The organism is Methylibium sp. Root1272 (assembly GCF_001425905.1).
Taxonomy (GTDB): domain Bacteria; phylum Pseudomonadota; class Gammaproteobacteria; order Burkholderiales; family Burkholderiaceae_C; genus Methylibium.
The window spans coordinates 85747-105669 of the sequence record NZ_LMDY01000015.1; the positions used below are offsets into that span (position 1 = coordinate 85747).

Consider the following 19923-nt stretch of genomic DNA (forward strand, 5'->3'; position numbering starts at 1 on the left):
ATACGGGGTTGCAGGCAGTGTAGCGGCCACGTCGCCTCCTCCTTCGTTGCAGCAGCGGGGCGGCGCACGCGCGCCTCCCCTCGAACCGGCCCCTTCCCAGGGCCGGTATGGCAGATCACTTGTAGGCGACGGCCTTGCCGGAGGCGTCCTTGATGTTGTCCGCCCACAGCTTGCGGATCATCGTCTTGACGGTGTCAGGCATCGGCACGTAGTCGAGGTCCGCCGCCATCTTGTCGCCGCTGCTGTAGGCCCACTCGAAGAACTTCAGCGCGTTGGCGGCGCTCTCCGGCTTGTCCTGCGACTTGTGCATCAGGATGAAGGTCGCACCGGTGATCGGCCAGGCTTCCTTGCCAGGCTGCTCGGTCAGCACTTGGTAGAAGCTCTTGGCCCATTCCGCACCGGCGGCAGCGGCCTTGAAGTTGTCCTCGTCAGGACCGACGAACTGGCCGTCCTTGTTCTTCAGCATCACGTGCGACATCTTGTTCTGCTTCGCATACGCGTACTCAACGTAGCCGATCGAGTTCGGCAGGCGCTGCACGAAGGCCGACACGCCCTCGTTGCCCTTGCCGCCGGCGCCGGTCGGCCAGTTGACCGCAGTGCCTTCACCGACCTTGGCTTTCCAGTCGGCATTGACCTTGGACAGGTAGTTCGTGAACAGGAAGGTCGTGCCCGATCCGTCGGCGCGGCGCACGGCAGCGATCGTTGCATCCGGCAGTGTGACGCCGGCATTGAGCGCGGCGATCGCAGGATCGTTCCACTTGGTGATCTTGCCCAGGTAGATGTCGCCCAGCACCTGGCCGGTCAGCTTCATCTGGCCCGGGGCGATGCCCTTGATGTTGACGACGGGCACCACGCCGCCGATCACGGTCGGGAACTGCACCATGCCGTCCTTGGCCAGCTCTTCGTCCTTCAACGGCGCGTCGGACGCACCGAAGTCGACCGTCTTGGCCTTGATCTGCTTGATCCCGCCGCCCGAGCCGATGGACTGGTAGTTGAGGCGCGCGCCGGTGGCCTTGTTGTAGGCGTCGGCCCACTTCGAATAGACCGGGGCCGGGAAGGAGGCGCCGGCGCCGGTGATGTCCTGCGCCGAGGCCGTGCCGGCCACGGCAACCATCGCGACCGCCGCGAGAGTGGAGCGGAGGAAAGAAACGTTCATGAGCAGCCCTTTCGAAGCATGAGGATCGATGGACTGCACTCTAGGGGCGCTTTGTGACAGGGCCGTGACCCTCCGCAGATGCCGCCGGAGAGGAATTCTCCTGTGACAGCCCCCTCACCGATCCGTCACCGGAATGTCACGGACCGCTCCTATGCTTCTCGGCGATCGGCGTGATGGGCGGGTACGCCGCCGCCACCGCCGTCCCTTCACGGACAAAGGAGCTTCAATGAACAAACGTACTCTGCTGCTCGCTACCTCGGCCGCCTGGCTGGCCCTGGCCGGCTGCGCCTCGACCCCGGCGCCGAAGACGATCGCCGACACCGCGGCCGCGACGCCCTCGCTGTCGACCCTGAACAAGCTGATCGCCGATGCCGGCCTGACCGAGACGCTGAAAGGCGCCGGCCCCTACACCGTGTTCGCACCGACCGACGACGCCTTCAAGGCCGTCCCGGCCAAGACCCTGGACGCCCTGAGCAAGGACAAGGAACAGCTCAAGGCCGTGCTGCTGTACCACGTGGCCCCGGGCAAGGTGCTGGCCGCTGACGTGCAGCCGGGCAGCCTGAAGACCGCGCAGGGCGCCAACCTGGCGGTGGCGAAGGCCGGCAGCTTCGTGACCGTGGACGAGGCGCTGGTGACCCAGACCGACGTGGTCGCCAGCAATGGCGTGGTGCACGTGATCGACAAGGTGCTGATCCCGCCGGTCAAGAAGTGACGTGCGCAGGCCAAGGCGGCCCGCGCACGGCGGATCAGGCTCGGCGCACCGCGTCGGCCATGCGCTGAGCGCAGCGCTGCGCCAGGGCTGCGTCGCTGGCCTCCACCATCACGCGCAGCAGCGGCTCGGTGCCGGAAGGCCGGATCAGGATGCGGCCGCAGTCGCCCAGTTCGGCCAGCGACTCGCGCTGTGCCTCGGCGAGGGCGGCGCTAGTCTTCCAGTCCTGCCCCGGCTGCATGCGGACGTTGAGCAGCACCTGCGGAAACAGCGACAGCCCTTCCAGCAGCTGTGCCAGCGTGCGGCCGCTGCGCACCACCGCCTGCAGCACCTGCAGCGCGCTGACGAGCCCGTCGCCGGTGGTGTGCTTGTCGAGCGCAATCAGGTGCCCCGAGCCCTCGCCGCCGAGCTGCCAGCCGCGCGCCAGCAATTCCTCGAGCACGTAACGGTCGCCGACCTTGGCGCGCACGAAGGCGACGCCTCGCGCCCCGAGGGCCTGTTCCACCGCGAGATTGGTCATCAGCGTTCCGACCACGCCGGGCACGCCGCCGCGGGACGTCGAGCCATCGTCCGACGGCTCGGCCGCCAGCCGGTCGAGCGTCATCAGGTACAGCAGTTCGTCGCCGTTGTAGAGGCGCCCTGCGGCATCGACCAGTTGCAGCCGGTCGGCGTCGCCGTCGAGCGCGATACCGTAGTCGGCCCGGTGGGCCTGCACGGCGCTCACCAGCGCCTCGGGATGCGTGGCGCCAAATCCGTCGTTGATGTTGAGGCCGTTGGGGCTGCAGCCGATGGAAATCACCTCCGCGCCGAGTTCGTGGAACACCGCGGGCGCCACTTGGTAAGCCGCGCCATGGGCGCCGTCGACCACGAGCTTCAGGCCCTTCAAGCTCAGTTCACCGGCCACCGTGCTCTTGCAGAACTCGATGTAGCGGCCCTGAGCATCGTCGAGCCGGCGCGCCTTGCCCAGCCCGCTGGAGTCGACCCACTGCGCCGGCTCCTCGACGGTCGCCTCGACCTGCTGCTCCCAGCTGTCGGGCAGCTTCTCGCCCTTCGCGGAGAAGAACTTGATGCCGTTGTCGGCATAGGGGTTGTGCGAGGCGCTGATGACGACGCCCAGGCTGAGTCGCAGCGCCCGCGTGAGATAGGCCACGCCGGGCGTGGGTAGCGGGCCGGTCAACAGCACGTCCACGCCCGCCGAGGCGAAGCCCGCTTCCAGCGCGGACTCCAGCATGTAGCCCGAGATGCGGGTGTCCTTGCCGATCAGCACCGTGGGCCGCGATTGCGGCGAGGTCTGCTGCGACTTCAGCACCCGCCCCACCGCATGGCCGAGGCGCAGCACGAAGTCGGGCGTGATCGGCGCCTGGCCGACGGCGCCGCGGATGCCGTCGGTCCCGAAATAGGTTCTGCTCATGGGGCGCCATTGTGCCGGGCGCCCGGTGGGACGGCCCCTGCGTTCAAGGGCAAAGACCGGCAGCCCGCCACACTTTCAGTGCATCGACGGTGGCCGCCACGTCGTGCACCCGCACGATGCGCGCGCCGCGCTGCACCGACGCAAGCGCCGCCGCGACGCTGGGCACCAGACGGTCGCCGAGCTCCCGTCCGGTCAAGCGCCCCAGCACGCCCTTGCGCGACCAGCCGGCGAGCAGCGGCAGCCCCAGGCTCAGCAGCTCGTCCTGCCGGACCAGCAGCGCCACGTTGTGCTCGGTGCGCTTGCCGAAGCCGATGCCCGGATCAAGCGTGATGCGGGCGTCGTCGATGCCCCGCGCCCGCAGTGCGTCGGCGCGCGCCAGGAGGAAAGCCCGCACCTCGGCCACCACGTCGCCGTACTGCGGGTCGCCGTCCTGCATGGTCTTCGGCTGGTCGCCACGCATGTGCATCAGGCAGACGCCGCAGTTCGCGTGGGCGGCCACCACGTCCAGCGCCCCCGGCTCGCGCAGCGCCTTGATGTCGTTGACGATGTCCACGCCGAGATCGAGCGCGGCGCGCATCACCTCGGGCTTGTAGCTGTCCAGCGACACCGGCACGCCAAGCGCGATCGCGCCGCGCAGCACCGGCAGCACGCGCGCCAGTTCGTCCTGCAGCGGCACCGGCTCGGAACCCGGGCGGGTCGACTCGCCACCGATGTCGAGGATGTCGGCGCCGTCCTTCAGCAACTGCTCGCAGTGGGCCAGCGCACCGGTGGCCCCGTCGTACAGCCCGCCATCGGAGAAGGAGTCCGGCGTGACATTGACAATGCCCATGACGCGCGGGGCGCCGAGATCGATGCGGAATCGCGTGGTCTGCCAGAACATCGTGGGGCCAGTGGACAAGTGGGTCGCTCAAAGCAAACGGGGCCGAAGCCCCGTTGCGCGATCGAGAAACGAGCGGAACGTCAGACCGTGGCCGGGGCACCGTCGGTGCTGACGGCCGGCGTACCGCCGTTGCCGCTGCCGCCGTTCACGCCGGCGGCGCTGCTGGGCGTCCAGTCCTTCGGCGGCCGCGGCGGCTTGCCGCCCATGATGTCTTCGATCTGCTCCGCGTCGATGGTTTCCCATTCGAGCAGCGCCTTCGCCATCGCGTGCATCTTGTCCTGGTTGTCCTCGATGAGCTTGCGGGCCGTGGTGTACTGCTCGTCGATGATGCGGCGGATCACCGAGTCGACCTTGCGCATCGTCTCTTCCGACATGTTGGTCGTCTTCGTGACCGAACGGCCGAGGAAGACCTCGCCTTCGTTCTCGGAATAGACCATCGGGCCCAGTTCGTCGGTCATGCCATAGCGCATCACCATGTCACGGGCGATCTGCGTCGCACGCTCGAAGTCGTTGCTGGCGCCGGTGGTCATCTGGTTCATGAACACCTCTTCGGCGATGCGGCCGCCGAACAGCACCGAGATCGTGCTCAGCATGCGTTCCTTGTCCATGCTGTAGCGGTCGGTCTCCGGCAACTGCATCGTGACGCCCAGCGCACGGCCGCGCGGGATCACGGTGACCTTGTGCACCGGATCGGTCTTGGGCATCAGGCGCGCCACCAGCGCGTGGCCGGCCTCGTGGTAGGCGGTGTTGCGGCGCTCCTCTTCGGGCATGACCATGGACTTGCGCTCGGGCCCCATCATGATCTTGTCCTTGGCCTTCTCGAAGTCGGCCATCTCGACCACGCGCGCGCTGCGCCGCGCGGCGAACAGGGCCGCCTCGTTGACCAGGTTGGCCAAATCGGCGCCTGAGAAGCCCGGTGTGCCGCGCGCCAGGATGTCGGCGCGGATGTCCTGTCCGATCGGCACCTTGCGCATGTGCACGTTGAGGATCTGCTCGCGGCCCCGCACGTCGGGCAGCGTCACGTAGACCTGGCGGTCGAAGCGGCCCGGGCGCAGCAGCGCCGGGTCCAGGATGTCCGGCCGGTTGGTGGCCGCCATCACGATGACGCCGAGGTTGGTCTCGAAGCCGTCCATCTCGACCAGCATCTGGTTGAGGGTCTGCTCGCGCTCGTCGTTGCCGCCGCCCAGCCCGGCACCGCGGTGGCGACCCACCGCGTCGATCTCGTCGACGAAGATGATGCAGGGAGCGCTCTTCTTGGCCTGCTCGAACATGTCGCGCACGCGGGCGGCGCCGACACCGACGAACATCTCCACGAAGTCGGAGCCCGAGATGCTGAAGAACGGCACCTTCGCCTCGCCGGCGATCGCCTTGGCCAGCAAGGTCTTGCCGGTCCCCGGCGGGCCGACGAGCAGCACGCCACGCGGGATGCGGCCGCCCAGCTTCTGGAATTTCTGCGGATCCTTCAGGAAGTCGACCAGTTCCTTGACTTCCTCCTTGGCCTCGTCGCAGCCGGCCACGTCGGCGAAGGTCGTCGAGTTGTTGGCCTCGTCGAGCATTCTCGCCTTGGACTTGCCGAAACTGAAGGCGCCGCCCTTGCCGCCGCCCTGCATCTGGCGCATGAAATAGATCCACACGCCGATCAGCAGCAGCATCGGGCCCCAGCTGAGCAGGATGCTCATCAGGATCGACGGCTCCTCGCGCGGCTTGACGTCGAACTTGACGTTGTTGTTGATCAGGTCTCCGACCAGCCCGCGATCCAGGTAGGTGGCGGTCGTGCGCAAAGTCTTTCCGTCGGTGGTGGCCGCCCGGATCTCGGTGGCGCCGTTACCGCTTTCCTGCAGCGTGACCGTCGAAATGCGCTTGCTGCGCACTTCCTCGAGGAAATCGGAATACCCGATCTGCCCGCCCGCGGCCGCTGTGCGGTCGAACTGCTTGAACACGGTGAAAAGCACCAGGGCGATCACCAGCCAAACAGCGACCTTCGAGAACCATTGATTGTTCACCGCGGCTCCTTCTCCGAATCCAGCCCCAATCGGGCGTCACTCACTTGCTGCACGGGATATGTCTCACTCTCGCGGGATATGGGGTCGAGTTTAGTCCAGTCAACCCCTGGCGCCGATCGGCTTTGTCATCGACTGCGATAGGTCAAGCCCAGGATTCACAGTTCTTTTGGTCGATTTCACCTGGATTTCAGACCGATGCCGACCAGAAAGGTTTCAGACGATTTGTCACGAGACGCCTTGGGCTTGATCGGTTTGACCACCCGAAAGCGCTTCTTGAACAGCTCGACCAGCTGGCTGTGGCCGCTGCCATGGAAGACCTTGCACACCAGCGCCCCGTGCGGATGGAGGTGGTTTTCGGCGAACTCCACCGCCAGTTCGACCAGCAGCGCGATGCGCGCGGAGTCGGAGGACGCGATACCCGACAGGTTGGGCGCCAGGTCGGACACCACCACGTCGACGGCCCGCCCGCCCAGCGCGGTGGTCAGCTGCGCCAGCACGGCCTCGTCGTGAAAGTCGCCCTGGATGAACTGCACGCCCTCGATCGGCTCGAAATCCAGCAGATCCAGCGCGATGATGCTGCCGTTCAGGGCGCCGGCCGCGGCGCCTCCGGCGCCGGCTTCCTTCGGGGCGAACTTGCGCCGCAGGTACTGGCTCCAGGCACCCGGCGCCGCGCCGAGGTCGACGACGACCTGGCCCGGCTTGATCAGACCCAGCGCCTCATCGATCTCCTTGAGCTTGTAGGCGGCGCGGGCGCGATAGCCCTCCTTCTGGGCCAGCTTGACGTAGGGATCGTTGATGTGATCGTTGAGCCACGCCTTGTTGACCTTCTTGCTTTTGGTTTTGACTTTCATGTCGCGTCGATAATACGGGGATGCCTGCCATTCAACTCACGCCTGCCGAGCGCAAGGCCCACCGTGCCGATGCGCACCACCTCGATCCGGTCGTGATGATCGGCGGCGAGGGCCTGACCCCCGCCGTCACCAAGGAGGCAGACGCCGCGCTGAAGGCCCACGGCCTGATCAAGGTGCGTGTGTTCTCCGACGAACGCGAGACCCGCGAAACGATCTTCGCCACGCTGTGCGAACAGCTCGGCGCGGCCCCGGTCCAGCACATCGGCAAGCTGCTGGTGCTGTGGCGCCCGGTCGAGCCGAAGGAAAAGACGCCGGACGAACACCGCCAGGCCGGCCCGCGCGTGGTGAAGATCCTGAAGTTCTCCAAGAGCGGCAACCACCGGGCCCAGGTGAAGAAGCTCACCGTGCTGGGCAACCAGCGCATCACCGCCGGTGGCATCGTCAAGCGCGCCAAGGAGCGGCTGGCGGGCAAGAAGAAGGCGGGCGACTGAGAACTCACTGGCCGTCTGCCGCTGCCCGGACCGGCAGGTACTGGGCCGAGGTGACGCCCATCGAGACGTAGATGCTGGTCAGTGCGTCGATGCCGATCTCGGCCGGCGTGACCCAGGCCTGCGGCACGTAGAGCAGCCCCCCGCCGACCGGCACCGGAGCGGTCGGCACCAGCACCGCGTGGTAGGGCGCGCCGCCCAGGTCGATCGTCTCGGCGGCCGACAGCAGACCCAGCACCGCCACGCCGCCCGGGCCGCCGAAGTGGCACCAGACCGGCCGCATCGACTGAAGGCCTCCGCCGTCGGCGCCGCGCGGCGACAGCAGTTCGACGAAGCGCTGGGTGATGCCGTAGATGCTGCGCACGACCGGAATGCGCTGGACCAGCGCGTCGACGCCGCGGGCCAGCCAGGAGCGCAGACGCGTCTGCACCACCACGCCGAGCGCGAAGATCGCCGCCAGCACCAGAGCCACACCGATCAGGTAGCCCACCACCTCGGAGCTGCCGCCGCCCAGGCCCAGCGCCACCAGTCCCTGACCGATGAAGCTGCCCGGCCCGACATAGGCGAACAACAGGCGCAGCACCCACACGATGATCAGCAGTGTGGCGGCCAGCGGCAGCGCCGCCAGCAGGCCGGCGAGGAAGATGCTCGTCAGCGTCCGTTTCGGCGGCGGCGACATGGGCGTCATGGAGCGACTCTCCTTGGGGCGGCAAACAATCAGCCCCCGCACGCTGCGGAAGCACCGAACCGGGCCGTCAGCCCCGCGCCGCCCGCCAGGCCAATGTAGCGACCAGCAGGCCCTTCACGCCATAGAAGGCGGTCGACACGCCGTGCAGCGCGCCGAACGACCAGCGGCCCTCCCCGGCGCGGGCGGCCTCCATCATCGGCTGCAGTGCGTAGTGGCCGAGCACGGTGCAGAACAGCGCGCCCAGCACCAGCAGCAGTTCGGCACTGACCGGCGAGCCCTGCCCGACAGCCGCGCGGCGGCCCGCCCTCAGCCGCTCCAGCAACCCGAGCAGCACGCACAACGCGAGGCTGAGCTGGGCCTCCAGCGCGAACAGGCGCCCCGCCACCCGCCCGGCGGACGGCCGGTCCAGCAGGCTGAACAGGCTGGGCGCGGCGATGAAGGCGATCGCCAGCAGCACGCCGAACCACAGCCCGGGGATCAGGCGTCGCAGCCGTTCGGGCACGGCCACCAGGCTCGCGCCGCTCACAGGTAGCGGACCTCGACGATCTCGTAGCGGCGGGTGCCGCCGGGCGCCTGGAACTCGGCCACGTCGCCGGCCTCCTTGCCGATCATCGCGCGCGCGATCGGCGAGCTGACCGAGATCAGTCCCTGCTTCAGGTCGGCCTCGTCGTCGCCGACGATCTGGTAAGTGACGCTGTCGCCCGAGCTCTCTTCCTCCAGTTCGACCGTCGCGCCGAACACCACGCGGCCGCCGGCGTCCAGGGACGCGGGGTCGATGATCTGGGCCGCCGCCATCTTGCTTTCGATCTCGAGGATGCGGCCCTCGATGAAGCCCTGCTTGTCCTTGGCGGCCTCGTATTCGGCGTTCTCCGACAGGTCGCCCTGGGCACGCGCCTCGGCGATGGCCTGGATCACGGCATGCCGCTCCACCGACTTCAGGCGGTGAAGTTCTTCCTTCAGTTTCTCGGCGCCGCGTTTGGTCAGCGGGATGGTGGCCATGATCTCGTCTCGTCGAATCGGTGCGTGCAAAAAACTCAGCCGCCCCGGGGCTCCGGGGCGGCCGTGTGAAGGACGCAGTTTAGTGGAGTTCCGCGTGCAGTTCCTGCAGGGAAAGCACGGTCAGGTCGTCCTGGTGCTTCAGCGCCTCGACAGCGGCCTCGCAGCCGGCCATCGTGGTGTAGTAGCTCACGCGGTTGGCGATCGCCGCGGTGCGGATGTAGCGCGAGTCCGCGATCGCAGTGCGGGTTTCGTCGACGGTCGTGAACACCAGCTGGATCTCGCCGGCCTTGATCATGTCGGCGATGTGCGGTCGTCCGTCCTTGACCTTGTTGACCACCTTCACCGGCACGCCGGCTGCCGCGATGGCCGCTGCCGTGCCTTTGGTCGCAACGACGTTGAAGCCGAGGTCGACCAGATCGCCGGCGATCTTGACCGCGCGGTCCTTGTCGGCGTTCTTCACCGTGATCACCACCGTGCCCTTGGACGGCAGGCGCGAGCCGGCACCGAGCTGGCTCTTCAGCATGGCCTCGCCGAAGCTGCGGCCCGCTCCCATCACCTCACCCGTCGAGCGCATCTCGGGCCCGAGGATGGGGTCGACGCCGGGGAACTTGTTGAACGGGAAGACCGCTTCTTTGACGCTGTAGTACGGCGGCACGATCTCTCGCGGCGCCTCGCCGTTCAGCGCCTTCTGGCCGGCGAGCTTCTGGCCGACCATGCAGCGCGCCGCGATCTTGGCCAGCGGCTGGCCGGTGGCCTTGGACACGAAGGGCACGGTGCGCGATGCGCGCGGGTTCACCTCGAGCACGTAGACGACCGCCTCGTCGCCCTCGCCCTGGATGGCGAACTGCACGTTCATCAGGCCGATGACCTTGAGCGCCTTCGCCATCGCCGCGGTCTGGCGCCGCAGTTCGTCCTGCAGCGCCGGGCTGAGCGCGTACGGCGGCAGCGAGCACGCCGAGTCGCCGGAGTGCACGCCGGCCTGCTCGATGTGCTCCATGATCGCGCCGATCATCACGTCCTCGCCGTCGGAGATGCAGTCGACGTCGACTTCCACCGCGTCGTCGAGGAAGCGGTCGAGCAGCACCGGCGACTTCTCGGACACGCGGACCGCCTCGCGCATGTAGCGCTCGAGGTCCTTGTCGCCGTGCACGATCTCCATCGCGCGGCCGCCCAGCACGTAGCTCGGGCGCACCACCAGCGGGTAACCGATCTCCTGCGCGAGCAGCAGCGCGGCCTCCTCGGTGCGGGCGGTGCGGTTCGGCGGCTGCCTCAGGCCGAGCTTGTGCAGCAGCTGCTGGAAGCGCTCGCGGTCCTCGGCGATGTCGATGCTGTCCGGCGAGGTGCCGACGATCGGCACGCCGGCACGCTCGAGGTCGAGCGCCAGCTTCAACGGCGTCTGGCCGCCGTACTGCACGATCACGCCGACCGGCTTCTCCTTGTCGACGATCTCCAGCACGTCCTCCAGCGTCACCGGCTCGAAGTACAGGCGGTCCGAGGTGTCGTAGTCGGTCGATACGGTCTCGGGGTTGCAGTTGACCATGATGGTCTCGTAGCCGTCCTCGCGCATCGCCAGCGCGGCGTGCACGCAGCAGTAGTCGAACTCGATGCCCTGGCCGATGCGGTTGGGCCCGCCACCGAGCACCATGATCTTCTTGCGGTCGGTCGGCTGCGCCTCGCACTCCTCGTCGTAGGTGGAGTACATGTAGGCGGTCTGCGTGGCGAACTCGGCCGCGCAGGTGTCGACGCGCTTGTAGACCGGCCGCACGCCCTGGGCGTGGCGCGTGGCGCGCACTTCGTGCTGGTGGGTGCCGAGCAGCTTGGCCAGGCGCTTGTCGGAGAAGCCCTTGCGCTTGAGGAAGCGCAGTTCGTCCGTCGACAGGCTGGCCAGCGTGCGGCCCTTCAGCGCCTGCTCGGCCTGCACGAGCTGCTCGATCTGGGCCAGGAACCACGGGTCGATCGCGGTTTCCTCGAAGATCTCGTCGCGGCTCAAGCCGATACGGAAGGCGTCGGCGACGTAGAGGATGCGCTCCGGACCGGCTTCGCCGATCTCCTGCACGATCTCCTCGCGATCGGTGCTGCGCTCGGACAGGCCGTCGATGCCGGTCTCGAGACCGCGCAGCGCCTTCTGAAAGCTCTCCTGGAAGGTGCGGCCCATCGCCATCACCTCGCCCACCGACTTCATCTGCGTGGTCAGGCGCGAGTCGGCGGCCGGGAACTTCTCGAACGCGAAGCGCGGGATCTTGGTGACGACGTAGTCGATGCTGGGCTCGAAGCTCGCCGGCGTCGCGCCGCCGGTGATGTCGTTGCGCAGTTCGTCGAGCGTGTAGCCGACCGCCAGCTTGGCCGCCACCTTGGCGATCGGGAAGCCGGTCGCCTTCGAGGCCAGTGCCGACGAGCGCGACACGCGCGGGTTCATCTCGATCACGACCATGCGGCCGTTGTCCGGATTGATCGAGAACTGGACGTTGGAGCCGCCGGTGTCGACGCCGATCTCGCGCAGGATCGCGATGCTGGCGTTGCGCAGCAGCTGGTACTCCTTGTCGGTCAGCGTCTGGGCCGGCGCCACGGTGATCGAGTCGCCGGTGTGGATGCCCATCGGGTCGAGGTTCTCGATCGAGCACACGATGATGCAGTTGTCCGCCTTGTCGCGGACGACCTCCATCTCGTACTCTTTCCAGCCGATCAGGCTCTCCTCGATCAGCAGTTCCTTGGTCGGCGAGAGGTCGAGGCCGCGCTTGCAGATCTCCTCGAACTCCTCGGGGTTGTAGGCGATGCCGCCACCCGTGCCGCCGAGCGTGAAGCTCGGGCGGATCACCATCGGGAAGCCGGTGCCGCCGATGTCGCTCGTGATGCGGCGCTGGACGGCCAGGGCCTCCTCCATCGAATGCGCGATGCCGCTCTTGGCCGAGTGCAGTCCGATGCCGGTCATCGCGTCCTTGAACTTCAGGCGATCTTCGGCCTTCTCGATGGCGTGCTCGTTGGCGCCGATCATCTCGACGCCGTACTTCGAGAGCACGCCGTGCTTGTGCAGGTCGAGGGCGCAGTTCAGCGCGGTCTGGCCGCCCATGGTGGGCAGGATCGCCATCTTCTCGTCGGGGTGCGCCTGGCGCTCCTTGGCGATGATCTTCTCGACCACCGACCAGGTGATCGGCTCGATGTAGGTGGCGTCGGCCATCTCCGGGTCGGTCATGATCGTCGCCGGGTTGCTGTTGACGAGGATGACGCGGTAGCCCTCCTCGCGCAGCGCCTTGCAGGCCTGGGCGCCGGAGTAGTCGAACTCGCAGGCCTGGCCGATGATGATCGGGCCCGCGCCGATGATGAGAATGCTTTGAAGGTCGGTGCGCTTGGGCATGTCAGTTCTTTTCCATCAGCGCAATGAAGCGGTCGAACAGGTAGCCGATGTCGTGCGGTCCGGGAGACGCCTCCGGGTGGCCCTGGAAGCAGAAGGCAGGCTTGTCGGTGCGTGCCAGCCCCTGCAGCGTTCCGTCGAACAGGCTCACGTGGGTGGAGCGCAGGGTGGCGGGCAAGGACTTCTCGTCGACCGCGAAGCCGTGGTTCTGGCTCGTGATGCTGACACGGCCGTCGTCCAGGTCCTTCACCGGGTGGTTGGCGCCATGGTGGCCGAACTTCATCTTGAAGGTCTTCGCCCCCGACGCCAGCGCCATGATCTGGTGGCCCAGACAGATGCCGAACATCGGCAGACCGGTGTCGATCAGCGTGCGCGTCGCCTCGATCGCGTAGTCGCAGGGCTCGGGATCGCCGGGGCCGTTGCTGAGGAAGATGCCGTCCGGCTTCAGCAGCAGCGCCTCCGCGGCCGGCGTCTTGGCCGGCACCACCGTGACCTGGCAGCCGCGGCTCGCCAGCATGCGCAGGATGTTGCGCTTGACGCCGAAGTCATAGGCGACAACGTGGAACTTCGGCGCCGCCTGGTTGCCGTAGCCGGTGTCCAGCGACCACTCGGTCTCGGTCCACGCATAGGGCATCGCGGTGCTCACGACCTTGGCGAGGTCCAGGCCCGCCATGCTTTCGGCACCGCGCGCCCGGGCCACCGCGTCGGAGATCTGCATCTCGGTGAAGGTTTCGCCGCGCGGCAGCGCCACGATGCAGCCGTTCTGGGCTCCGCCTGTGCGCAGGATGCGGGTCAGCTTGCGGGTGTCGATGTCGGCGATCGCCACGGTGCCTTCGTCGCGCAGGTACTGCGACAGCGTGCGCGTCTTGCGGAAATTCGAGTCGAGGACCGGCAGGTCCTTGATGATCAGGCCGGCGGCATGGACTTTCGAGGCTTCGACATCCTCCTCGTTGACGCCGGTGTTGCCGATGTGCGGATACGTCAGCGTGACGATCTGCCGGCAGTAACTCGGGTCGGTGAGGATTTCCTGGTAGCCGGTGAGCGCGGTGTTGAACACCACTTCGCCGACCGTGCGACCGGCAGCGCCGATCGAGGTACCTTGAAAGACCGTGCCGTCTGCGAGAGCGAGTAGAGCGAGGGGCAGATCAGGCAGCACGGGAACTCCGTCATTTGCGCGCGCCCAGCTCGGCTCTTCGGGCCTGAGTCCGGCGGGAAACAGCGGAAGTTTCGGTGGGCGGCAGGTGGGTGCGGGTAAACCTGTGGATTGTAGCCGAGGCATCGTCCATGTCGGGCAGGAGCGCAGAGACTGCGAGTCACTCGCATGCGCGTCCAGAACGGATCGTAGGGGACTTGTCCAGCGCAGCGTGGGAAAGACGCCGTGGCACTTCGATAATGCTACGAATCACACCAAGGAGAGGGCCATGAAAGGCGACGCCAAAGTCATCGAACACCTGAACGCTCAGCTCAAGAACGAGCTGACCGCGATCAACCAGTACTTCATGCACTACCGGCTGATGAAGCACTGGGGCTTCGACAAGCTCGCGAAGAAGGAGTACGAAGAGTCGATCGGCGAGATGAAGCATGCCGACCGGCTGATGGACCGCATCCTGATGCTCGATGGCCTGCCGAACCTGCAGGACCTGGGCAAGCTGCTGATCGGTGAGGATGTCGTCGAGGCGATGCGCAGCGACCTGCAGCTGGAGCAGACCGCGCAGCTCACGATCAAGGACGGTATCGCGCACTGCGAGACGGTGCGCGACTACGTGTCGCGCGATCTGCTGCAGGGCATCCTCGACGACACCGAGGAACACATCGACTTTCTCGAGACGCAGCTCGGACTCGTCGACCAGGTCGGGCAGCAGAACTACCTGCAGTCGCAGATGGGCGAGATCGCTTCCTGAGCGCTTGAGCGGGGAACCACAAGCCCTTGGGAGAACAGGGGCTTGTATTACGAATCATTCCTATTTATAGTGACGACACTCTGATTCCAGAACTGTCGCACCATGATCGTCTGTGTCTGCCACCGCATCTCTCATCGCGAGATCGAGCGCCATGCAACGGCGTGCGACAGCTTCGATGAGCTGCAGCTGAACACCGGCGTCGCCACCGGCTGCGGCCGCTGCGGCGACTGCGCCCGTTCCGTGTTCGATGAAGCACGCCAACAGCCTACCTGCGGGCTACTGGCCCGCGTGCACGTGTCGCGCCCGTCTGCGGCGCTGGCCTGAGTCCATGTGGTGGCTGGCCAGCCTGTCCGTCGTTGTCCTGGGCGCCTGGTGGGCGCTGCGTTCGTCACGTTGAGGGATGCTCCATGAACATCGCCAACCTGATCGTCGATCTACCGTCCCTGCGGCCTAACGGCCACCTGCCTGTGGTGACGTGCGCTACGGCGGCCACCGATCCCGCGCCTCAGGTTCACAGTGCGGCGCTGCTCCAGGGCCGCAACGTCGTGCACATCGAGCACAACGGCGCGCTCTACCAGCTGCGCAGCACCCGGCTAGGCAAGCTCATCCTGACTAAGTGACCCGGCCTCGGCCACCGGGAAGGGCCTGCCCTCCCCTTTGAACGAAGCTCAACCCAGCGCGGCAATCCCCGCCTTGGCCACCTGGGCATCTTCGTTCGACTTCACGCCGCTGACGCCGACCGCGCCGACGCACTGCCCCTGCACCAGGATGGGCACCCCCCCCTCGAGCATGCCGGCGATGGTCGGCGCACTCAGGAACGACGTGCGGCCCTGGTTGATGACTTCCTCGTAGACCCGGCTTTCTCGCCGGCCCAGCGCGGCGGTATGGGCCTTGGCCGGCGCGATGTGCGCCGAGACCGGAGCCGCGCCATCGAGGCGCTGCAGCCACAGCAGGTGGCCGCCGTCGTCGACGATCGCGATCGTCACCGGCCACTGGTTGGCCAGCGCCTCGGCTTCGGCCGCGGCCGCGATGCGCTTGACATCGCCGAGAGACAGGACGGGCTTGGTCTGCATGGAAATCTCCGAATGTGGGTTAACCCGACTCTACGGCGCTCCGGGCTTGGCAGCCAAGCGACCGCGCCCAAATCCTCATCTGCCGCCCCTCGGTACCGGCCCGGTCTCGGCAGCGGCCGCCCAAGGGAACTAGAATGCGACTGTCAGCTCCAAGCAAGCCTACTCTTCCCAACGGAGGTTATCGAATGAACGACACCCTGCAAACCGCCTACCCCGGCTCGGCCGCCGTCGGCGGCGAGCGCAATCGCGTCCTGCGCAATACGTACTGGCTGCTCGCGCTGTCGCTGGTGCCGACCGTGCTGGGTGCCTGGGTGGGGGTCGCGACCGGCTTCAGCTTCTTTGCCGGTAGCCCCTTCATCGGCTTCCTGCTGTTCATGGGCATCGCGTTCGGCTTCTTCTTCGCGATCGAGAAGTTCAAGAACTCCGGCATCGGCGTCGCGCTGCTGCTGGGCTTCACCTTCTTCATGGGCCTGATGCTGTCGCGCCTGGTCGGCGGCGTGCTCGGCAACTACAGCAATGGTGCCAGCCTGATCGCCATGGCCTTCGGCGGCACCGCACTGGTGTTCTTCGGCATGGCCACGCTGGCGACCACCATCAAGCGAGATGTGTCCGGACTGGGCAAGTGGCTGATGGTGGGCGTGATCGGCCTGATCGTGGCCAGCGTCGCCAACATCTGGCTGCAGATGCCCGCGCTGTTCCTGACGATCTCGGTGCTCGCCATCGTGATCTTCTCGGCCTTCATGCTGTATGACATCAAGCGCGTGATCGACGGCGGCGAAACGAACTACGTGTCGGCCACGCTGGCGATCTACCTGAGCGTCTACAACGTGTTCCAGAGCCTGCTGAGCCTCCTCGGCATCTTCGGCGGCGAACGCGAATAAGACGCTTCGTCGGATCGACAAGGCCCCGCACAGCGGGGCCTTTTTCTTTGTGATCGGCTCAAGGCCGCTGCAACACCCTGATGCTTTGGCTACGGCATCACGTCGCTCTGCGACATAAGCCTACGCCGAAGCATTGCGGTCGAAGACCGCAATGCTTTCCACATGCGCGGTGTGCGGGAACATGTTCACCGCGCCGGCCTGCACGCAGCGGTAGCCGGCCTGGTGCACCAGCAGGCCGGCGTCGCGCGCCAGCGTGGCCGGATTGCAGCTCACGTACACGATGCGCGTCGGCGGCTCCCAGCCAGGCGCCAGCGCCGGGTCCTGCACCGCATCGACCACGGCCTTCGCCAGGGCGAACGCGCCTTCGCGCGGTGGATCGACCAGCCACTTCGCCGCGCTGCCGTAGGCCGCCAGGTCGGCCGGCAGCAGCTCGAACAGATTGCGCGCGTCGAAGCGCGTCTTGTGCGACAGCCCGTTGAGCGCCGCGTTGTCGCGCGAGCGCGCCACCAGCGCTTTGCTGCCTTCGACGCCCAGCACCTCTCTTGCCTGAGTCGCCAGCGGCAGCGTGAAGTTGCCGAGCCCGCAGAACCAGTCGATCACCCGCTCGTCGCCCTGTACGTCCAACAGCCGCAGCGCCCGCACCACCAGCGCCCGGTTGATGGCGTGATTGACCTGAGTGAAGTCGGTCGGCTTGAAGGGCATGACGACGCCGTACTCGGGCAGCGTGTACGCGAGCTGCGGCCCGCTGTCGTCGAGCCGCTGCACGGTGTCGGGCCCTTTGGGTTGCAGCCACCACTGCACGCGGTGCTCGACGCCGAAGGCGCGCAGCCGCTGCAGGTCGGCCACGCTCAGAGGTTCCAGATGACGCAGCACCAGCGCCGTCACCAACCCCTCGGGCGCCTCACCGATCGCCACCTCGATCTGCGGCAATCGGTCGCGGCCGTCCATGGCGGCGATCAGCGCGCGCAGCGGCAGCAGCATGGCGCTCAGGTGCGGCGGCAGGATCTCGCAGCGGCTCATGTCTGCCACGTAGCTCGACTTGCGCTCGTGGAAGCCGATCAGGACCTTGCCCTTCTTGACGACATGCCGCACCGACAAGCGTGCACGGTAGCGGTAGCCCCAGGTCGGCCCCTCGATGGGCCGCAGCATCTGGCCGGCCTTCACCTTGCCCAGGTGCCAGAGGTTGTCCTCCAGCACTCGCTGTTTCACGGCGACCTGCGCACCGACGTGGAAATGCTGCATCTTGCAGCCGCCGCAGAGGCCGAAATACTCGCAACGCGGTGTGACGCGCTGCGAGCTCTCGCGGCGCAGCGCCGTCATCGTGCCCTGTTCCCAATTGTTCTTGCGCCGCCCCACGGCCACCAGAACCTGCTCACCCGGCAAGGCGCCTTCGACGAACACCACCTTGCCTTCGGCGTTGTGCGCCACGCCCTGCGCCTCGAGGTCGAGCGACTCGACCGTCAACCATTCATCGCTTGCTGTCATGCCGCGGATTATCCGGGGCCATGGCCGGTGCTGCCGGCAAGCCTCCCGCTCAGAAGATCGAGTCGCGATTGACGCCGTTGCGTGCCATCCGGCGCTTGAGCTTGAGCAGCGCCTCCTGCTGGATCTGGCGGATGCGCTCGCGCGTCAGACCCAGCCGCTCGGCCAGCACCTCCAGCGTCTCGGGTTCCCGGTCGTGCAGCCCATAGCGACCGGCCAGCACCTCGCGCTCGCGTTCGCTCAGTTCGCCCAATCCGTGCTCCAGCAGGACGTCGAGCTCGTGGCTCAGCGTGTGACCCAGCGGGTCGGTGGCCTGCTCGTCGGCCACCATATCACCCAGCGTCTCGGCCCCGTTGCCCGCCTGGCGCTCGAGCGGCGCATCGAGCGATGTCGGCTGCTCGGCGAAGCGCAGCAGTTCGGACACCTCGGTCACCGGACGCCCCAACGCTGCAGCGATCTCATCGACGCGAACGGCCCGCCCGTCGGCGCTCGCCGCCGCCGCGCCTTCCAGCGCGCGGCGGGCTTTCAGCACCTGGTTGAGCTCGCGCACCACATGCACCGGCAGCCGCACCAGGCGGGCCTGGTGCATGATCGCGCGCTCGATGCTCTGACGGATCCACCACGAGGCGTAGGTCGAGAACCGGAAGCCACGCTCCGGCTCGAACTTGCCGATCGCGTGCATCAGGCCGAGGTTGCCTTCCTCGATCAGGTCGGTCATCGGCAGGCCACGGCTGAGGTAGCTCTTGGCGATGCTGACCACGAGCCGCAGATTGCGCTCGATCATCTGTTGCCGCGCCGCGAAATCGCCGGCCCGGGCGCGCGTGGCCATCGCGAACTCTTCGTCGGGCGTGAACAGGGGCGCTCGCCGGATCTCGCGCAGATAGGTCTGCAGCGTGTTGCCGACCTCGCCTTCGCCGGCAGCGATCGGCAGGTGCTCCGGCGCCGGCTCCGCCGGGTCGTCAGCGCCGATCGGCGGATCGCCCCCGCCGTGCATCGGCTCGACCGGCCAGGCTCCGTGCGGCAGGGCACCGGCATCAGGAAGCGCGTGTCCGTTGCCGGACGGAGAGTGCTTCCTGTTGTTCATGATGGTCGGTGCGTCGCTAGCGCGGTGGCAGGAGCTTGACCGGATCGACCGGCTTGCCCAGCTTGCGGATCTCGAAATGCAACTGCACCCGTTCGGCGTCGGTCGCGCCCATCTCGGCGATCTTCTGGCCGCGCTTGACTGGCTGGTCTTCCTTGACCAGCAGCGTCTGGTTGTGCGCGTAGGCAGTCAGGTAAGTGGTGTTGTGCTTCACGATCACGAGATTGCCATAACCGCGCAGCCCCGATCCGGCGTACACCACGCGCCCGTCCGCTGCCGCCGTCACGGGATCACCGGCCTTGCCGCCGATCGCGAGCCCCTTGTTGCGAGCCTCGTCGTAGCCCGCCAGCACGGCCCCCGACGCGGGCCAGGCCCAGTTGAGTTCGTCGTCGTCCCGGTTCGCCGAGGCCGAGGGGGTCGGTGTGATGACCGGTGCCTGCGGTGGCGCTGCCACGGCACTGCCCGACGCGCTGCCGCCCGGTGCCGACGCCGCAGCGACACCCGGCTTGGTATCGAGCGGCCGCGCCTCGACCTTCGTGCTGGCCACCGGCTTGGCCGCGACCACCGTCGGATCGACCGTCGGCGGCACCACGCGCAGCACCTGACCGACCTCAATGACGTTCACGTTCTCCATGCCGTTCCAGCGCGCGATGTCCTTCCAGTTCTGGCCGGTCTCGAGACCGATGCGGATCATCGTGTCACCGGGCTTGACGGTGTAGTAGCCCGGCTTGCCTGCGTTCTCGGCACCCGGTAACGGCTTGGTGGCGTCGGGCGCACTGGCGGCCGAGGCCACGGCCGCGCCCGCCGTAGAACCGACCGCAGCGGCCGGGCTGCGCGTGCTGCGATCCTCGACCGGCGGCGCACGGCGCGGCGCCTGCGCGCAGGCCGCGAGCAAGGACACCAGCAGCGCGATCGTCAGACCGCGCGACAGCGTGCGACCGGGGACAGGAAGAAACATGAGCTTGCGTCGC

20 protein-coding genes are annotated in these 19923 nt (G+C 67.3%); 6 read left to right on the plus strand and 14 right to left on the minus strand.

The genetic code is table 11. The annotated features are described in order from the left end of the window. Positions 1-115: 115 nt before the first annotated feature. Positions 116-1156, minus strand: a complete 1041-nt coding sequence (gene pstS, locus ASC67_RS14610; protein ID WP_056322464.1) for a phosphate ABC transporter substrate-binding protein PstS — start codon at positions 1154-1156, stop codon at positions 116-118. Positions 1157-1382: 226 nt separating this feature from the next. Between pstS and ASC67_RS14615 the strand changes: the two genes are divergently transcribed. Further along, positions 1383-1868 carry a fasciclin domain-containing protein gene (locus ASC67_RS14615; RefSeq protein ID WP_056322468.1) on the plus strand — a complete coding sequence of 162 codons (486 nt, stop codon included), beginning with the start codon at positions 1383-1385 and terminating at the stop codon, positions 1866-1868. 34 nt (positions 1869-1902) lie between these two features. On the opposite strand, the gene glmM is transcribed toward ASC67_RS14615, so the two are convergent. The 4 genes from glmM to ASC67_RS14635 form a co-directional block, all read right to left on the minus strand. Next, positions 1903-3276: a phosphoglucosamine mutase gene (glmM, locus tag ASC67_RS14620; RefSeq protein WP_056322473.1), complete on the minus strand. Its 1374-nt coding sequence runs from the start codon at positions 3274-3276 to the stop codon at positions 1903-1905. Positions 3277-3319: 43 nt separating this feature from the next. Further along, positions 3320-4156 (minus strand): dihydropteroate synthase, encoded by an 837-nt coding sequence (folP, locus tag ASC67_RS14625; protein ID WP_056322476.1) that lies wholly within the window; start codon positions 4154-4156, stop codon positions 3320-3322. 80 nt (positions 4157-4236) lie between these two features. After that, positions 4237-6159: an ATP-dependent zinc metalloprotease FtsH gene (ftsH, locus tag ASC67_RS14630; RefSeq protein WP_056322480.1), complete on the minus strand. Its 1923-nt coding sequence runs from the start codon at positions 6157-6159 to the stop codon at positions 4237-4239. Between the two features lie 176 nt (positions 6160-6335). Beyond that, complete coding sequence (locus ASC67_RS14635; RefSeq protein WP_056322483.1) at positions 6336-7010, minus strand: RlmE family RNA methyltransferase; 675 nt, start codon at positions 7008-7010, stop codon at positions 6336-6338. A 20-nt stretch (positions 7011-7030) separates the two neighbouring features. On the opposite strand from ASC67_RS14635, the gene ASC67_RS14640 reads away from it, so the two are divergent. Then, positions 7031-7501 carry a YhbY family RNA-binding protein gene (locus tag ASC67_RS14640; protein WP_056322486.1) on the plus strand — a complete coding sequence of 157 codons (471 nt, stop codon included), beginning with the start codon at positions 7031-7033 and terminating at the stop codon, positions 7499-7501. A 4-nt stretch (positions 7502-7505) separates the two neighbouring features. Here ASC67_RS14640 and ASC67_RS14645 read toward each other — a convergent pair whose 3' ends face one another. The 5 genes from ASC67_RS14645 to carA all read right to left on the minus strand — a co-directional run bounded on the left by ASC67_RS14645 (position 7506) and on the right by carA (position 13690). Further along, positions 7506-8186, minus strand: coding sequence for a DUF502 domain-containing protein (locus ASC67_RS14645; protein WP_056322489.1), 681 nt, complete (start codon positions 8184-8186; stop codon positions 7506-7508). Positions 8187-8253: 67 nt separating this feature from the next. Then, positions 8254-8712: a DUF4149 domain-containing protein gene (locus tag ASC67_RS14650; protein WP_056322492.1), complete on the minus strand. Its 459-nt coding sequence runs from the start codon at positions 8710-8712 to the stop codon at positions 8254-8256. After that, positions 8709-9185: a transcription elongation factor GreA gene (gene greA / locus ASC67_RS14655; RefSeq protein WP_056322496.1), complete on the minus strand. Its 477-nt coding sequence runs from the start codon at positions 9183-9185 to the stop codon at positions 8709-8711. Before greA ends, ASC67_RS14650 begins: the two co-directional genes overlap by 4 nt. 79 nt (positions 9186-9264) lie before the next feature. Continuing rightward, on the minus strand, positions 9265-12537 hold the full coding sequence (gene carB, locus ASC67_RS14660) for a carbamoyl-phosphate synthase large subunit (protein WP_056322500.1): 3273 nt from the start codon (positions 12535-12537) through the stop codon (positions 9265-9267). Between the two features lies 1 nt (position 12538). Then, positions 12539-13690 (minus strand): glutamine-hydrolyzing carbamoyl-phosphate synthase small subunit, encoded by a 1152-nt coding sequence (carA, locus tag ASC67_RS14665; RefSeq protein WP_056322503.1) that lies wholly within the window; start codon positions 13688-13690, stop codon positions 12539-12541. 265 nt (positions 13691-13955) lie between these two features. Between carA and bfr the strand changes: the two genes are divergently transcribed. From bfr to hemP, 3 genes are all read left to right on the plus strand, one after another. Further along, complete coding sequence (gene bfr / locus ASC67_RS14670; protein WP_056322506.1) at positions 13956-14435, plus strand: bacterioferritin; 480 nt, start codon at positions 13956-13958, stop codon at positions 14433-14435. 102 nt (positions 14436-14537) lie between these two features. Further along, positions 14538-14759 (plus strand): bacterioferritin-associated ferredoxin, encoded by a 222-nt coding sequence (locus tag ASC67_RS20340; protein ID WP_082536036.1) that lies wholly within the window; start codon positions 14538-14540, stop codon positions 14757-14759. Positions 14760-14842: 83 nt separating this feature from the next. Continuing rightward, positions 14843-15055: a hemin uptake protein HemP gene (hemP, locus tag ASC67_RS14680; protein WP_056322510.1), complete on the plus strand. Its 213-nt coding sequence runs from the start codon at positions 14843-14845 to the stop codon at positions 15053-15055. Positions 15056-15103: 48 nt separating this feature from the next. Here the strand turns inward: hemP and ASC67_RS14685 are convergent, their stop codons facing one another. Next, positions 15104-15508: a heme-binding protein gene (locus ASC67_RS14685; RefSeq protein ID WP_056322514.1), complete on the minus strand. Its 405-nt coding sequence runs from the start codon at positions 15506-15508 to the stop codon at positions 15104-15106. A gap of 185 nt (positions 15509-15693) precedes the next feature. Between ASC67_RS14685 and ASC67_RS14690 the strand changes: the two genes are divergently transcribed. After that, positions 15694-16389 carry a Bax inhibitor-1/YccA family protein gene (locus ASC67_RS14690; protein ID WP_056322517.1) on the plus strand — a complete coding sequence of 232 codons (696 nt, stop codon included), beginning with the start codon at positions 15694-15696 and terminating at the stop codon, positions 16387-16389. 120 nt (positions 16390-16509) lie between these two features. On the opposite strand, the gene rlmD is transcribed toward ASC67_RS14690, so the two are convergent. Genes rlmD through ASC67_RS14705 form a run of 3 tightly spaced genes read right to left on the minus strand, consistent with a single transcriptional unit; the run spans position 16510 to position 19910 of the window. Continuing rightward, positions 16510-17874 (minus strand): 23S rRNA (uracil(1939)-C(5))-methyltransferase RlmD, encoded by a 1365-nt coding sequence (gene rlmD / locus ASC67_RS14695; protein ID WP_056322520.1) that lies wholly within the window; start codon positions 17872-17874, stop codon positions 16510-16512. Positions 17875-17923: 49 nt separating this feature from the next. Next, the gene (rpoS, locus tag ASC67_RS14700) at positions 17924-18955 is read right to left on the minus strand and encodes an RNA polymerase sigma factor RpoS (RefSeq protein ID WP_082536037.1); all 1032 of its coding nucleotides are present in this window, start codon (positions 18953-18955) and stop codon (positions 17924-17926) included. 16 nt (positions 18956-18971) lie between these two features. Continuing rightward, positions 18972-19910, minus strand: coding sequence for a peptidoglycan DD-metalloendopeptidase family protein (locus ASC67_RS14705; RefSeq protein WP_056323166.1), 939 nt, complete (start codon positions 19908-19910; stop codon positions 18972-18974). Between the last annotated feature and the right edge of the window lie 13 nt (positions 19911-19923).

Excerpts from the sequence above, each read along its gene's own strand:
- ASC67_RS20340 (WP_082536036.1), top strand. The coding sequence starts at position 14,538 with ATGATCGTCTGTGTCTGCCACCGCATCTCTCATCGCGAGATCGAGCGC.
- ASC67_RS14635 (WP_056322483.1), bottom strand. The coding sequence starts at position 7,010 with ATGAAAGTCAAAACCAAAAGCAAGAAGGTCAACAAGGCGTGGCTCAAC.
- ASC67_RS14615 (WP_056322468.1), top strand. The coding sequence starts at position 1,383 with ATGAACAAACGTACTCTGCTGCTCGCTACCTCGGCCGCCTGGCTGGCC.
- ASC67_RS14685 (WP_056322514.1), bottom strand. The coding sequence starts at position 15,508 with ATGCAGACCAAGCCCGTCCTGTCTCTCGGCGATGTCAAGCGCATCGCG.
- rpoS (WP_082536037.1), bottom strand. The coding sequence starts at position 18,955 with ATGAACAACAGGAAGCACTCTCCGTCCGGCAACGGACACGCGCTTCCT.
- pstS (WP_056322464.1), bottom strand. The coding sequence starts at position 1,156 with ATGAACGTTTCTTTCCTCCGCTCCACTCTCGCGGCGGTCGCGATGGTT.
- rlmD (WP_056322520.1), bottom strand. The coding sequence starts at position 17,874 with ATGACAGCAAGCGATGAATGGTTGACGGTCGAGTCGCTCGACCTCGAG.
- ASC67_RS14690 (WP_056322517.1), top strand. The coding sequence starts at position 15,694 with ATGAACGACACCCTGCAAACCGCCTACCCCGGCTCGGCCGCCGTCGGC.
- ASC67_RS14640 (WP_056322486.1), top strand. The coding sequence starts at position 7,031 with ATGCCTGCCATTCAACTCACGCCTGCCGAGCGCAAGGCCCACCGTGCC.
- greA (WP_056322496.1), bottom strand. The coding sequence starts at position 9,185 with ATGGCCACCATCCCGCTGACCAAACGCGGCGCCGAGAAACTGAAGGAA.
- carB (WP_056322500.1), bottom strand. The coding sequence starts at position 12,537 with ATGCCCAAGCGCACCGACCTTCAAAGCATTCTCATCATCGGCGCGGGC.
- ASC67_RS14705 (WP_056323166.1), bottom strand. The coding sequence starts at position 19,910 with ATGTTTCTTCCTGTCCCCGGTCGCACGCTGTCGCGCGGTCTGACGATC.
- bfr (WP_056322506.1), top strand. The coding sequence starts at position 13,956 with ATGAAAGGCGACGCCAAAGTCATCGAACACCTGAACGCTCAGCTCAAG.
- hemP (WP_056322510.1), top strand. The coding sequence starts at position 14,843 with ATGAACATCGCCAACCTGATCGTCGATCTACCGTCCCTGCGGCCTAAC.
- folP (WP_056322476.1), bottom strand. The coding sequence starts at position 4,156 with ATGTTCTGGCAGACCACGCGATTCCGCATCGATCTCGGCGCCCCGCGC.
- ASC67_RS14645 (WP_056322489.1), bottom strand. The coding sequence starts at position 8,186 with ATGACGCCCATGTCGCCGCCGCCGAAACGGACGCTGACGAGCATCTTC.
- glmM (WP_056322473.1), bottom strand. The coding sequence starts at position 3,276 with ATGAGCAGAACCTATTTCGGGACCGACGGCATCCGCGGCGCCGTCGGC.